This is a genomic window from Catellatospora vulcania, assembly GCF_009720385.1.
Taxonomy (GTDB): Bacteria; Actinomycetota; Actinomycetes; order Mycobacteriales; family Micromonosporaceae; genus Catellatospora; species Catellatospora vulcania.
Genome location: NZ_ML769306.1, coordinates 256,661 through 269,497, shown reverse-complemented (window position 1 = coordinate 269,497; position 12,837 = coordinate 256,661). Strand labels below are relative to the sequence as shown.

Genomic DNA, 12,837 nt, shown 5'->3' with positions numbered 1-12,837 from the left:
TCCTGTGCGGAGCACGAGCGTTCGACGTGCTGAGTACCCGGGTTCCGGTCCGGTCACACTGTTCGACGCCGGATCAGGCCTCCGGCGGAGGCGACGTCGCCCCGAACTTCTCCAGGACCTGCCCGGCGTCGGTCTGCAGCAGGCTGGCGAGTTCGACCAGGGCCCGAGCGGCCGCAAGATCGTCGCCGACGCGCGCCAGATCCAGGTCGCGGGGATGGCGGTGGGCGGTGCCGGTGCCCTCCAGGCTGGTTCCGTCGCGGTGCAGCCTCGCCACCGCGTGCGTGCTGCGTTCCTCCTCAAGCTCCTCGATGTCGAGGTCGATGACCCAGCGCGTCTTCTTCGGCATCGTCCACCTCCTGGGGCGCCCCTACCATTCTGCCTCGCGTCTGTGCTCCGCCCGGACGGCCTTGCTCAGGTGGCGACGTCGTGCAGGGCTGCGGCGAGCGTCTTGAGGTCGAGTCCGGCCAGGTGGTCGAGGAAGTGCCGGCGCACCGAGGCCAGGTTGGTCGGCCATGCCTGCGCCAGGCGGGCGAGGCCGGCGTCGGTGAGCACGGCGTTCCAGCCGCGGGCGTCGTGCTCGCTCCTGACCCGCTGGACGAACCCCTCGCTTTCGAGCCGGCCCACGATGCGGCTGATGCCGCTGATGGACATCTCGCTGGCGGTGGCGAGTTCGCTCATCCGCAGCCGGCGGTCGGGCGCTTCGGACAGGTGCTTCAGGACGAGGAACTCGGTGAAGGGGAGCCGCTGCTCGCGGACCATGTCGGCGTCGATGGCGCGGGGCAGGGCGTACATGAGGCGGCTGAGGGCCCGGACCAGGGCGTCTTCATCCTCGCTGAAGGGCTGCGGCCCGTCCGTGGCCGACGTCGGGTGCGCTGTGACGGCTGACATATCTCCAGCTTACTTGCTTGACGAAGGAAGTATCGGCGCTATGTTTGCTTGACGAAGCAAGTACATAGCTCAGGAGGAACCGCAGATGACCAGAATCGGGATCATCATCGGCAGCACCCGGCCCGGACGAAACGGGGCGGCCGTGGGGCAGTGGGTGTACGAGGTCGCACAGGAACGCACGGACGCCGAGTTCGAGCTCGTCGACCTGGTCGACTACAAGCTGCCGCACCTGGACGAGGTGTATCCGCCCTCGATGGGGCAGTACACGCAGCCGCACACCCTGGCGTGGGCGAGCAGGATCGCGTCGTTCGACGGGTTCGTCATGGTGACGCCGGAGTACAACCACTCGACCTCCGGCGCGCTGAAAAACGCGATCGACTTCCTGTACGGCGAGTGGAACAACAAGGCCGTCGGCTTCGTCAGCTACGGCTCGCTGGGCGGCGCCCGGGCCGTGGAGCACCTGCGGCTGATCGCCGGTGAGCTGCAACTGGCCGACGTGCGATCGCAGGTGGCGCTGTCGCTGTTCACCGACTTCGAGAACTTCAGCGTGTTCAAGCCCGGCCAGTTCCAGCGCGACGCGCTCAATACGACCCTCGACCAGGTGGTGACCTGGAGCAGAGCCCTCGCGCCGCTGCGCGCCAACTGACCGGGACGGGAGGAGTCTCATGGGAACGATCGACGACAAGGTCGTGCTGGTGACCGGTAGCGGCGGGGGACTGGGACGTGCTTCGGCGCTGGTCTTCGCACGCGAAGGCGCAAGAGTCGTCGGGCTCGACATCAGGACCGAGGCCAATGACGAGACGGTCGAACTCGTCCGTCGCGGCGGCGGAGAGATGACCGGCCTCGCACCGGTCGACCTCACCGATCCGGAGCAGGTACGGCGTGCCGTCGACGACGCCGCCGCCGTGTACGGCGGGCTCGACGTCGTCTACAACAACGCCGCCATGGTCCGCTTCGGCCCGATGCCCGAGTTCTCGGTCGAGGACTGGCGCACCACCATCACCGGGGAACTCGACATCCCGTTCTTCGTGTCGAAGTTCGCGTGGCCGCACCTGGTACAGCGCGGCGGCGGCGTCATCATCAACGTCGCGTCCATGGCCGGCATGGTCGCCGGGGAGGTTCCGCCGATGGTCGCCCACAGTGCGGCCAACGCAGGCGTCATCGGCATGACCCGGCAACTCGCGCTGGAAGGCGCACGCCACGGTATCCGTGCCGTGGCGATCAGCCCGGGGCCGACCCTGACCCCGCTCAGCGACCGCGACCTGGGCGACGATCAGGCCGCCCGGGATGCGATCACCGCCAAGACACTGCTCAAGCGCTTTGCCCGACCCGAGGAGGTCGTGGAACTGGCAGCGTTCCTCGCATCGGACCGGGCGGCGTACATCACCGGCGCGAACTACCCGGTCGACGGCGGTTCGACCGCCTGGTGAGGCGGCCGGGAACCCGGGCGTGAACAGGACCGGGCCACGTTCGGGTGGGGGCGGCCGACGCCCCCGCCCGAACGCTGCCCGAACTCGGCGGCGAAGCGGACGCAGGCCCGCTCGACCCGGCTGCGCGCCGCGTAGATCCCATCCGGGCGGGCGTCCTCGGAAACATGCCGGAAAACTGCCTGGAATACCAGCGCAAAGGCTGTAGTGACAAAGAAATCAATCGCTGGCCTTTACCGCAACCTCGGTTATGCTCATGCCTTAATCACCCGTCAGTGACGCCGGGACCGACACGGCACCGTTTCCCCGCGGTGGCCCGTTCGGTGCAGACCGCGAACGACGGAGGCTAACCGTGGAAATCCTGCTTCTGGTGACCGCACGTGCCGGTGAACCATCGGCCGTCCTGCCCGCGATCGACCTGCTTCCGCACACCGTGCGCACCGCGCCCCGTGACGTGCGCACCCTGGTGTCGGCGCCGACTCCGGACGCGGTCCTGGTCGATGCGCGTTCCGAACTCTCCGAGGCCCGTGCCACCTGCCGGATGCTGCACGCGACCGGCCTCGGCGTGCCGCTGATCGCCGTGGTCACCGAGGCGGGCCTGGTCGCCGTCAATGCCGACTGGGGCGTCGACGACGTCATCCTGGCCACCGCCGGTCCGGCGGAGGTCGAGGCGCGGCTGCGCGTGGCGACCGGGCGTCTGCACTCCGCGAGCGCGGCGGCCGGCGGCGTGATCCGCGGCGGCGAGCTGACCATCGACCCCGACACCTACGCGGCGAAGCTCAAGGGCCGGCACCTCGACCTCACGTACAAGGAGTTCGAGCTGCTGAAGTTCCTTGCGCAGCACCCGGGCCGGGTCTTCACCCGCGACCAGCTGCTGCGCGAGGTGTGGGGCTACGACTACTTCGGCGGCACCCGCACCGTCGACGTGCACGTGCGGCGGCTGCGCGCCAAGCTCGGCTCCGAGTACGAAGCCATGATCGGCACCGTGCGCCAGGTCGGCTACAAGTTCGTGCTCCCGTCGTCGCGCCCCCAGCTGTCCGAGGACCTGGGGTCCAGCCTCGCCGACGCGCTCCTGGTCGACCTCAACCTGGCCGGCTGACCGCAAGCGCGGGAACTTCAAGCCTGACGTATCACGCACGAGGGCTCCGGCAACAGCCGGAGCCCTCGTCTGTCGTCACACCGTGGTGGGCCTGGTGCCGGCTCCCGGCCGGCGTCAGATGCCCAGGAAAGCGGCGATGCCTCTGGCGTGGCCGCGGGCGGTGGCGGTGATGAAGTCGGCGCGCTTGAGCAGGTTGGCGTTGGCCACGGTGTCGATGAACAGGTTCTCGGTGAGCACCGCGGGCATCGCGGTCTCGCGCAGCACGTGGAGGTTGGCTGTCTTCTGGCCACGGTCGGTCACGGCGGCGACCGAGCGCATCTGGGACAGCACGTTGCTGTGCAGGGTGCTCTGCAGGCGGGCGGTGTTGCCGGCAGTGCCCGGGTAGCGGTAGCTCTCGAAGCCGGTGCCGCCGCCCGCGTTGATGTGGATGCTGACGAAGATCGTGGCGCCCCAGGCGTTGGCGTCGTCGGTGCGGTAGGTGAGGCTGCGGGTGATGTCGGTGGTCCGCGACATGCGCACGTCGACGTTCCAGCCCGCCTTCAGGATGTCGCGCGTCTGCAGGGCGATGTTGAGGGTGAGGGTCTTCTCCTGCAGGCCGTTGCCGACCGCGCCGGCGTCGGTGCCGCCGTGCCCGGGGTCGATGTAGACCTTGGGAACCGCGGCGAAGGCCGGGCCGGCCGCGAACGGGGCCACGGCGATGCCCGCCGCCGCGGCCAGCAGGGTTCGGCGGCGCGCGCCGGAGTTGCCGATCATGTGTGCGCCTCTCGGGTGGGGGAACGAGGAGACCTGGAGCGACTGAACATATAGCATTTCGATGTATCGATGAAGATGTCTTGCAAGAAAGTTTTGCAATCCGGCGATTATCTTCGAGTCCGACGTGGCCGTCGCCCGGCTTGGTTGCGCGGCCGAACTTGGCGGGCCCGTCGACAGTTGAGGCGCCTCGCGGACTCATACCTGGTGTGGCAGAGGGCATGAGCTTCGAAGAGTTCTTCCTAGCGTGCGGCCCAGCGCCGGTCCGCCTGGCCCGGCTGCTGGCGGATGGTCCACATCGGGCCGGGACCTGGTGCGGGACGCGCTGCTGCGGACCTAGCCGCGATGGCAACGCCACGGCACGCCGTCACCGGTATCCGGCCCGCAAGCATCGATCGGCGGCGTCGCCGCGGCCGTCAACAGCGTGCTCAGTTGCGATGGAGGAAGGTGTCGTCCGTTGCCGGGGGTGTCGCGTTGCCGGGGGTTCCCGCCGTCGGCTCGTCCGAGTCCGCGTCGGTCTCGCCGGTCAGCAGATCCAGCACACCGGTGACCGCCAGCACTCGGCGGACGATCCCGGTAGCCCCGGCGACGCGGAAGCCGACGCCCGAACGGTGTGCCCGTTCGCGGGCGGCGATCAGGACATGCAGACCCGTCGAGTCCATGAACGAGACCTGGCTGAGGTCGACGACGACCCTGGCGACTCCTGCGCTGCGGATCGCCGTATGAAGAGTGTCGAGCAGGTCGTCGCGGACTGCCAGGTCGATTTCGCCGGACACGGCCACGACCGCTTCGCTCGGGTCGTTGCCGGTCAAGTCGACGCCGGATGTCTCCACGTCAACTTTCCTCCCCCTCCGAGGGCACCGGCTCCAGGCCGGTCGCCACTGCGACCTTGTCGATGTCCTGCTGGCCGAATGCGGTGCGTACTCCCGACACCGACATCCCCGACGCCGACGCCAGTTCACCGAACGTGTACGGGTGCGGGTACACGAACTGGCGGCCGTAGGCGAGCAGCAGCCGGATCTCTTCCTCAGCCTGCACGCGCCGGGCATGCGCGTCCGCCAGCGCCGCCAGCACCGCATCGCTGCTGGACGCCGCGGACGGGTTCGGCACAGCTGCCAGCACTGCCTTCACGTCTGCGGTAACCCTGCGCGTACTCACTCGACGAGATTCGCACAGACCTGCGATGAGCGCAAGAAAAGATGATCATCGTCAAGTATGACGCGCCACACCGCATCTGTTGGCAGGAAACAACTTGTGCGAGCCCCACTTCTCGGCGAGTGCCATGCCCCGCCCGCACCACTAGGCTCATGTGCCGAGGGCGTGGTGGAGGAGGCAGCGTGATCGAGGCAGCAGGCCGGGCGTCGGAGCCCTCGGGCATGCCCACCGGCGAGGCGGCCACGCCGTTCGTGCGTGAGCTGCTGTCCGGGCTTCCGGCCAGCTGCAGCTGGCTGCTTCCGGTGGTCGACGCCGAGGCGACGGTGGTCGACTTCCGGATCGCGGCGGTCGGCACGCGCGCCGACGACGTCGGCGGGCGCAGCGGGCAGGACCGGGTCGGCCGCACCATGGCCGAGCTGTACCCCACGCTGGTGGGGGAGCCGCTGTGGCAGCTGTACCACCAGGTGCTGGCCGACGGCACGCCCGGCCGGCTGCCGGACTTCAGGTACACCGCCGACCAGGCCGGCATCATCGCGACGTCGCTGTTCGACATCACGGTGCACCGGGCCTGCGGCGGCCTGCTGGTGTACTGGCAGCGGCTCGACGAGGACCTGCGGCGGCTGGAGCAGACCGAGACGCTGGGCGGCCTGGGCTGGGGCGAGACCGACCTGACCACCGGCGAGACGACGTGGTCGCCGGGCATGTACCGGATCTTCGAACGCGACCCGGCACTCGGCCCGCTGAGCCGCCGCGCGCAAGCCGAAATGATCATCGAGGAGGACCGTCCGCTGCGGGAGACGACCTGGCAGATCCTCGACAGCGGCACCGTCTCCGACCTGACCCTGCGCGTGCGCATCGGGGACGGGGTCAAGCACCTGCGGCTGGTCGCCGACACCGCGCGCGACCCGGCCGGCCACCCGGTGAAGGTGTACGGCGTCGTGCAGGACGTCACCGCCCGGGAGACGAGCCGCAGCACGATGCACCGGCTCCGCGAGCAGCTGCACACCCAGGAGCTGACCACGCTGGCCGAGCACCGGCTGGCCGGGCGGCTGCAGCAGATCATCCAGCCGGTGCCCGAGGATGTCGTCGAGCTGGGCTGCGTGCAGGCGCTGGTGCGCTACCTGCCGGCCGAGAACTCGGTCCGCGTCGGCGGCGACTGGTACCACGCGCTCACCCTGCCGGCAGGGCGGGTGCTGCTGGCCGTCGGTGACGTGGTCGGCCACGGCCTGCCCGCGGCCACCGCCATGGCCCACCTGCGCTACTCGCTGACCGCGTGGACCTCGGTCGGCATCGGCGACCCCGCTCAGCTGCTGCGCCACATGAACACGCTGTGCCTGCAGCTGAACACCACCGCCACCGCCGTCATCGCCGTGTACGACCCGGCGGACGGCATGCTGGTCTGGGGCCGCGCCGGTCACCCCCTGCCGCTGCTCGGCAGTGCCGGGAAGGCCCAGCCGCTGCCCTGGCTGGACGGGCTGCTGCTGGGCGCCTCGGCACAGGCCGAGTACCCGCTGGGACGGGTGCGGCTGCGGCCGCAGGACGTGCTGCTGCTCTACACCGACGGCCTGGTCGAACGCCGCGAGGGCGACAGCGACCAGGCACTGCAGGAGGTGAGCCGGGCCCTGGCAGTGCTCAGCGGCCCTGCCGCACCACCGCTGGCCACGCTGCTGCCGCCGTCGAACCCGCACGACGACACCTGCGTGCTGGCCGCCCGCGTGGGGCGCTGACCTGGCGGGCGACGGTCACAGCCGCATCCGCACCTGGACCACGGTCGCCTGCTCGGTGCGGTAGGTGCGCACCTCGTCGCAGACCTCGTCCACGATCGCCAGCCCGCGCCCGCTGGGAGCGTCTGCCGCCGGCATCCGGGCGGTCGCCGGCCGGCCGCCGACGGGGCGCTGGTCGTGCAACTCGCACACGATCGCACCCGGCTCCGCCCACAGCACCATCGTGCCGCCGCCGACGGTGTACATCAGGGTGTTGGTGGCCAGTTCGCTGACGGCGAGCGCGAGCAGCCCGGACCGGAACGGGGGCAGGCCGGCCCGTTCGGCGTACGAGGTGACGTGGGTGCGCAGCGTCCCCAGGTCGCCGGCCTCGCGGTAGGCGATGCGCTGTGGCTCGGCGGCGAAGGCGGGCGGCTCAGTGCTCATGGCCGTGCTCCGGGGTCGGCGGGGCCAGCAGTTCGGCCACTCCGGTCAGCTTCAGCACGTGCGAGACCATGCCGCTGGCTCCGGTGACGTACAGCGCGCGTCCGTGCTGCTCGGCGTGGCGGTATCCGGTGACCATGGCATGGATGCCGCTGGAGTCGAGGAACCCGACGGCGGAGAGATCGATCTGCACGGCTGCCGCATCGGCGAGCGAGGACGAGATCGCCTGCTGCAGCTCGGGCAGGCTGGACAGGTCACAGTCGCCGAACAGGCGCAGCACGATGCAGTCCGACTGCGGCTCCGCGCTGAAACGGAACGGCACCACTTCACCACCCAGCTAGCCGGAGCGCACGATCACGACATCTTCGCACCTCCGTGCCGTGAGCGCATCCCACGGCCGGGGGAGCGGCAGACGTGTTCCGGACTCGGCGGACGGTGCGCCGCTCCGGGTGGCCTCGACCGGTGCGGATTGCGGCTGATCGGCAGGTCAGGGCACCGGGTGTGTCGCCGAAACGTACGGTATTCGGTCCATTACTGTACGTATATACATGCCGATCATGAGCATGTTCGACCAGACCCGTCCATGCGCGTGGATGCCGCATGGGCTGAACGGAGCCGTGCCCATGTCAGTTGCGAAACCCGGGGCTGCGTGTCGGGCGCCTCGCGGGAGACGACCACACCCGACGTCCGTCATCCGGCACCGGCTGCCGGCACGAGCCGGCCTGGCGGCCGTGCTGGCGGCGGCACTCGTCGCGATACAGGCCGGACCGGCGCACGCGGCCGCCTACGACACCATCCTCGCCAGCCGCGCGAACGGCACCGCCGGCGCGGCCGGCAACGGCCACTCCACGATGGCGTCGATCTCCGCGAACGGCCGCTTCGTCGCCTTCGTCTCCGACGCCGACAACCTCAGCGATCAGGACGACAACGGCCAGCCCAACGTCTTCGTGCGGGATCTGCAGACCGGCGAGACGAGCTACGTCAGCCGGGCCGACGGGGCCGCGGGAGCGGCTGCCGACGGCCCGTCCGCGGATCCGTCGATCTCCGCCGATGGGCGTCACGTGGCGTTCCGGTCGACCGCGGCGAACCTGAGCACGCAGGACAACGACATCTGCACCGGAGTGTGGTTCGACGGCGAGGGACCCTGCTCCAACATCTTCGTACGCGACCTCGTGTCCGGCACGACGACATTCGTCGGCAGGGCGGACGGCGCGCAGGGCGCCGCGGCCGACGGCGGCTCCTTCACCCCGTCCATCTCCGCCGACGGGACCAGGGTCGCCTTCACCTCGCTCGCCGCGAACCTCAGCGACCTCGACGTGAACGAGTGCTCCACCTTCGGCGGTGATCCGCACCCCTGCACCAACTTCTTCGTGCGCGACCTGTCGGCGGGCGCCACGGTGTACATCGGCAACGGCACCCCGCCCATCGACCGCAACGTGCCCTGCCCGGCGGTGATCTCCGGCAACGGGCGGTTCGTCGCCTACGAGACCGAGGAGCTCCGCTCGCCGCAGGACAACAACGGCTATCACGACGTCGTCGTGCTCGACCTGCAGAGCGGCACAGTGAGCTACGCGAGCAGGGCCGACGGCGCCGGTGGCGCGATCGCGTTCGGCGGGCCCTCGCTCTGCCCGTCGATCTCCGCCGACGGGCGCCACGTCGCCTTCAGCTCCGACGCGTACAACCTCAGCGCCGACGATGTCGACACCTTCGACACCCCCAGCGTGTACGTGCGGGACCTGCAGGACGGCCGGACCACCCTCGCCAGCAGGGCGGACGGGGCCGCGGGTGCGGTGGCGGCGCTGGCCTCGACCGAGCCGTCGATCTCCGGCGACGGGCGGTACGTCGCCTTCACCTCGCGCGCGCTGAACCTCAGCGGCAGCGACCTCGACAACTGCCACGACCCGGCGCAGGGCGTCGACCGGCCGTGCCCGGACGTGTTCGTCCGGGACCTGCAGGCCCAGACCACCGCCTTCGTGAGCCGGGCGAGCGGTGCCGGCGGTGCGGGCGGCGACGACCGGTCGACGCACCCGTCGATCTCCGGCGACGGCAAGCTGATCGCCTTCGAGTCCGTGGCGGACAACCTCAGCACCGAGGACTCCGACGCCCACGCCGACGTGTACGTACGCGACTGGGGCGCGGGACTGCCACCGGCGCCGACCATCGACCTGTCGGTCACGGTGACGGCGTCCGCCACCGCCGTGCCGGTCGGCTCGAACGTGACGTACACGGTGCGCGTCACCAACGCCGGACCCGCCCCGGCGACCGGCGTGGCCGTCACCGACCAGCTGCCGTCGGGTGTGACCTTCGTGTCCGCCGCCCCCGGCCAGGGGACCTACGCCGCGACCACCGGCGTGTGGTCCGTCGGCGGACTGGCCGCCGGCGCGACGGCGAGCCTCCAGCTCGTCGGCCGGATCACCACCGCCGGGCAGAAGGTGAACACCGCGCAGGTCTCCGCCGCGGCCCAGCCCGACGCGGACTCGACGCCCGGCAACGGCGTGCCCACCGAGGACGACCAGGCGTCGGTGACCGTCAACGGCACGGTCGCCTGCCCGGCCACGGCGACCAGGACCGCCGACTACGACACGTGGATCACGACGAGCTGGTCCACGACGAACTTCGGCAAGGACGCGATCCTCAAGGTCCGCAGCAAGGCCCAGGCCGACGCGCGTACGCTCGTGCACTTCGCGCTGCCGAGCCTGCCGGCCGGCTGCAAGGTCACCAGCGCGAAACTGCGCCTGTACCTGTCCTCGGTCGTCGGGACACGCACCCTGCGGGCCGTCCGGCTCGCCGGGCCGTGGACCGAGACCGGTGTCACCTGGCGCAACCAGCCGGCCTCGACCGGCGATCCCGCCACCGCGCCCGCGGTCAAGGGCTGGGCGGAGTGGACCGTCACCCCGCAGGTCGCCGGCTTGTACTCCGCGGGCAACCACGGGCTGCTCATCCGTGACGCCGCCGAGGGCGCCGTGGGCTACGAGCAGCGCCTGCACAGCCGGGAGAACACCAACAAGCCCACGCTGACCGTCTCCTTCGGACCGAGCTGACCGGCCCGCGGCTCCGGACGGCGTGAAAGCGGGGCCGTGACCAGCTCGTACGAGCTGGTCACGGCCCCGCTTTCCGAGCTAGGCCGTCGGCGTGGTGACGCAGACCCATTCGCCGGCCGCGGCCGGGGCGTAGCCCGAAACGCCGCCGGAGTGGTATGCGCGGACCTTGAAACACATGTACGTGCCGGGGGCCAGGCCGTCCCACTCGTACGTCGTGGTGTCCGCGCCGACGTTGCGCGACGTGTTGCCGTTGGTGATGGTGAACCCCGTCTCGTCGGACGAGTTGTCGTTCCACTGCAGGCGGATCGTGTCGGCGCTCGGTGTCGTCGCGCGCAGGTTGGTGGGCGCGGCCGGTCCCGAGCCGTCCAAGGTGGTGGCGCAGACCCAGTCGCCTTCGGCGGCCGGGTGGTAGGCCGAGACCCCGGCGGAGTTGTACGCCCGGATCTTGAAGCACGTGTGCGTCGCGGGCTGCAGCCCGGTCCAGTCGTAGGTGGTCGTGTTCGCGGCGACGTCGCGTGACGTGCTGCCGTCGATGACGGTGAAGCCGACCTCGCTGGTCGACGTGTCCTTCCAGCGCAGGCGGATCGTACCGGCGCCGACCGCTGTCGCCGTCAGGTTCCTCGGCGGCGCGAGCGACGTGGTCCCGGCGTTGGGCTTCGGGCTCGGGACGGCGGAACCCGGCGCGGAGGTGGCCGCGCCGGGACTCGTCGACGGGCTCGCGGGCGGGCTCGCGGCCACGTCGTCGGCGGCCGGGCTCGGGATGCCCGCGCCGGGGCTCGGCGGGAGGCTCTGCGACGGCGAGTCGGCGGGGTCGCTCAGGACGATCCCGGCTGTCGCGACGGCCGCGAGGACCAGGCCGACGAGCACAGGGACGAGCAGCCGCCTGCCGCGGCGCGGGCCGGCACCCGGCTGGTCGCGGGTCGGCACCGCCACCACGCCCTGCGGCCGGGTCGGAGCCGACGCCGTCGCAGGTGGAACCGCCGCCGTGGGCTGGTGGGCAGGCGGGTCCGCCGCCGCGTGCCGGGCCTGGACGGCGAGCGCGGCCCCGGTGGGCCAGCGCAGCGCCGGGTCCTTGGCCATCGCCCTTTCGACGACCGCCCGGACGGCGGGTGGCACGTCCGGCGGCAGCGGCGGGGGGTCGTCCTGGACATGCCGCAGCGCGATCTCCACCACGCTGTCCCCGGTGAACGGCATGTGCCCGGCCAGGCACCGGTATGCCACGATGCCGAGCGCGTAGATGTCCGAGGCGGGGGTGGCCGGCCGGCCCATCGCCCGCTCGGGCGAGATGTATCCGGCGGTGCCGACCAGCGATCCGGTCGTGGTGAACCCGGCCGCCCCGGCGGATCGGGCGATGCCGAAGTCGGTGACCAGCGTGCTGCCGTCGGTGCGCAGCAGCAGGTTGCCGGGCTTGATGTCGCGGTGGGTCACACCCTTGTCGTGGGCCGCGTGCAGCGCCTCGGCGGCCTCGGCGACCAGCCGCATCGTCGCCTCCGGGCTGAGCCGCCCGACCCGGGCCAGCGTGTGTGCCAGCGACTCGCCCTCGATGTACTTCATGACCAGGTACACGCCCGCCGCCAGGTCGTCGCCGAAGTCGTGCACCTCCACCACGCCGGGGTGGCTGATCGTGGCCATGATGCGGGCCTCGGCCCGGAACCGGTCGACGAAGGTCGGGTCGTCGGGCCGGCCGTCCAGCAGGCACTTGACCGCGACGGTGCGGCCCAGCACCTCGTCGAAGGCGCGCCACACCTCGCCCATGCCGCCGCTGCCGACCCGCTGCTCAAGCCGGTACCGTCCGGCGAGCACGGTTCCCGCATGGACCAAAGCGACCACCTTCGCAGGCCAGAACCCGAATCCGTTCCCGACTCGCAGTAGGGTACGTCGCCCGGCCGGGACCTTCGGCGCGGCCTCCCTGATGTTCGCGCCTCGCTCGGCAGCGGGTTGCCGTGGCCCCGGACCCGTACTAGGTGCGAGTCGCGAAGTCGGCCACCGCCGCGTATTCGCCGCCCGCCGTGAGCGCTACGGCGCCGACGTGGGTGAGGCCGCAGTCGCTGATGATCGCGCGGTGGCCGGAGCTGTCCATCCAGGCGTCGACGGCCTGCCGCGCGTCGCCGGCACCCTGCGCCCAGTAGAGGATCTCGCCGCTTGCGGAGGCGTCGAAGCCGGTGTCGGCGATGCGCTGCTGCGCGGTGCTGCCGTCGGAGCCGGTGTGGTCGCGCACATCGTGGTCGAGCATGTCCCGCGCGTGGCGGCCGGCGGCTTCGGCCAGCTGCGTGTCGGCCGTGACCGCGGGGCAGGACACCTCCGCCCGCCGCTGGTTCAGCAACGCCACGAGG

At 71.1% G+C, this 12,837-nt stretch carries 14 protein-coding genes; 5 read left to right on the top strand and 9 right to left on the bottom strand.

The window, feature by feature from the left end; all coding sequences use genetic code 11:
* Positions 1 to 73: 73 nt before the first annotated feature.
* Both F6W97_RS14535 and F6W97_RS14530 read right to left on the bottom strand, forming a co-directional pair.
* Positions 74 to 346 (bottom strand): dsRBD fold-containing protein, encoded by a 273-nt coding sequence (locus tag F6W97_RS14535; RefSeq protein WP_155370834.1) that lies wholly within the window; start codon positions 344 to 346, stop codon positions 74 to 76.
* A gap of 65 nt (positions 347 to 411) precedes the next feature.
* Positions 412 to 888: a MarR family winged helix-turn-helix transcriptional regulator gene (locus F6W97_RS14530; RefSeq protein ID WP_155370833.1), complete on the bottom strand. Its 477-nt coding sequence runs from the start codon at positions 886 to 888 to the stop codon at positions 412 to 414.
* A gap of 85 nt (positions 889 to 973) precedes the next feature.
* Here F6W97_RS14530 and F6W97_RS14525 point away from each other — a divergent pair, with 85 nt between their 5' ends.
* The 3 genes from F6W97_RS14525 to F6W97_RS14515 all read left to right on the top strand — a co-directional run bounded on the left by F6W97_RS14525 (position 974) and on the right by F6W97_RS14515 (position 3,414).
* Entirely contained in the window at positions 974 to 1,534 is a 561-nt protein-coding gene (locus F6W97_RS14525; protein WP_155370832.1) for an NADPH-dependent FMN reductase, read from the top strand.
* Positions 1,535 to 1,553: 19 nt separating this feature from the next.
* Complete coding sequence (locus F6W97_RS14520) at positions 1,554 to 2,318, top strand: SDR family NAD(P)-dependent oxidoreductase (RefSeq protein WP_155370831.1); 765 nt, start codon at positions 1,554 to 1,556, stop codon at positions 2,316 to 2,318.
* Positions 2,319 to 2,667: 349 nt separating this feature from the next.
* A complete protein-coding gene (locus tag F6W97_RS14515) occupies positions 2,668 to 3,414 on the top strand; it encodes a winged helix-turn-helix transcriptional regulator (protein ID WP_230686675.1) in 747 nt (248 codons plus the stop codon).
* 114 nt (positions 3,415 to 3,528) lie between these two features.
* On the opposite strand, the gene F6W97_RS14510 is transcribed toward F6W97_RS14515, so the two are convergent.
* From F6W97_RS14510 to F6W97_RS40105, 3 genes are all read right to left on the bottom strand, one after another.
* Positions 3,529 to 4,167 (bottom strand): N-acetylmuramoyl-L-alanine amidase, encoded by a 639-nt coding sequence (locus tag F6W97_RS14510; protein ID WP_155370830.1) that lies wholly within the window; start codon positions 4,165 to 4,167, stop codon positions 3,529 to 3,531.
* 425 nt (positions 4,168 to 4,592) lie between these two features.
* Positions 4,593 to 4,997, bottom strand: coding sequence for an STAS domain-containing protein (locus F6W97_RS40110; RefSeq protein ID WP_196279146.1), 405 nt, complete (start codon positions 4,995 to 4,997; stop codon positions 4,593 to 4,595).
* A gap of 1 nt (position 4,998) precedes the next feature.
* Positions 4,999 to 5,295, bottom strand: a complete 297-nt coding sequence (locus F6W97_RS40105; protein ID WP_196279145.1) for a hypothetical protein — start codon at positions 5,293 to 5,295, stop codon at positions 4,999 to 5,001.
* A gap of 206 nt (positions 5,296 to 5,501) precedes the next feature.
* Here F6W97_RS40105 and F6W97_RS14500 point away from each other — a divergent pair, with 206 nt between their 5' ends.
* Positions 5,502 to 7,046 carry a PP2C family protein-serine/threonine phosphatase gene (locus tag F6W97_RS14500; RefSeq protein ID WP_196279144.1) on the top strand — a complete coding sequence of 515 codons (1,545 nt, stop codon included), beginning with the start codon at positions 5,502 to 5,504 and terminating at the stop codon, positions 7,044 to 7,046.
* Positions 7,047 to 7,061: 15 nt separating this feature from the next.
* Here F6W97_RS14500 and F6W97_RS14495 read toward each other — a convergent pair whose 3' ends face one another.
* Together F6W97_RS14495 and F6W97_RS14490 are read right to left on the bottom strand one after the other, a co-directional pair.
* Complete coding sequence (locus F6W97_RS14495; protein ID WP_155370827.1) at positions 7,062 to 7,466, bottom strand: ATP-binding protein; 405 nt, start codon at positions 7,464 to 7,466, stop codon at positions 7,062 to 7,064.
* Positions 7,456 to 7,785, bottom strand: coding sequence for an STAS domain-containing protein (locus tag F6W97_RS14490; RefSeq protein WP_196279143.1), 330 nt, complete (start codon positions 7,783 to 7,785; stop codon positions 7,456 to 7,458). Before F6W97_RS14490 ends, F6W97_RS14495 begins: the two co-directional genes overlap by 11 nt.
* 409 nt (positions 7,786 to 8,194) lie before the next feature.
* Here F6W97_RS14490 and F6W97_RS14485 point away from each other — a divergent pair, with 409 nt between their 5' ends.
* Positions 8,195 to 10,504: a CBM96 family carbohydrate-binding protein gene (locus F6W97_RS14485; RefSeq protein ID WP_196279142.1), complete on the top strand. Its 2,310-nt coding sequence runs from the start codon at positions 8,195 to 8,197 to the stop codon at positions 10,502 to 10,504.
* Positions 10,505 to 10,582: 78 nt separating this feature from the next.
* Here the strand turns inward: F6W97_RS14485 and F6W97_RS41390 are convergent, their stop codons facing one another.
* Positions 10,583 to 12,325, bottom strand: coding sequence for a protein kinase domain-containing protein (locus tag F6W97_RS41390; protein ID WP_155370824.1), 1,743 nt, complete (start codon positions 12,323 to 12,325; stop codon positions 10,583 to 10,585).
* Between the two features lie 139 nt (positions 12,326 to 12,464).
* Positions 12,465 to 12,833, bottom strand: coding sequence for a CAP domain-containing protein (locus F6W97_RS14475; RefSeq protein ID WP_196279141.1), 369 nt, complete (start codon positions 12,831 to 12,833; stop codon positions 12,465 to 12,467).
* Between the last annotated feature and the right edge of the window lie 4 nt (positions 12,834 to 12,837).

Coding starts and splice junctions, on each gene's coding strand:
- F6W97_RS14510 (WP_155370830.1), bottom strand. CDS start 4,167: ATGATCGGCAACTCCGGCGCGCGCCGCCGAACCCTGCTGGCCGCGGCG.
- F6W97_RS14535 (WP_155370834.1), bottom strand. CDS start 346: ATGCCGAAGAAGACGCGCTGGGTCATCGACCTCGACATCGAGGAGCTT.
- F6W97_RS14525 (WP_155370832.1), top strand. CDS start 974: ATGACCAGAATCGGGATCATCATCGGCAGCACCCGGCCCGGACGAAAC.
- F6W97_RS14495 (WP_155370827.1), bottom strand. CDS start 7,466: ATGAGCACTGAGCCGCCCGCCTTCGCCGCCGAGCCACAGCGCATCGCC.
- F6W97_RS14530 (WP_155370833.1), bottom strand. CDS start 888: ATGTCAGCCGTCACAGCGCACCCGACGTCGGCCACGGACGGGCCGCAG.
- F6W97_RS14520 (WP_155370831.1), top strand. CDS start 1,554: ATGGGAACGATCGACGACAAGGTCGTGCTGGTGACCGGTAGCGGCGGG.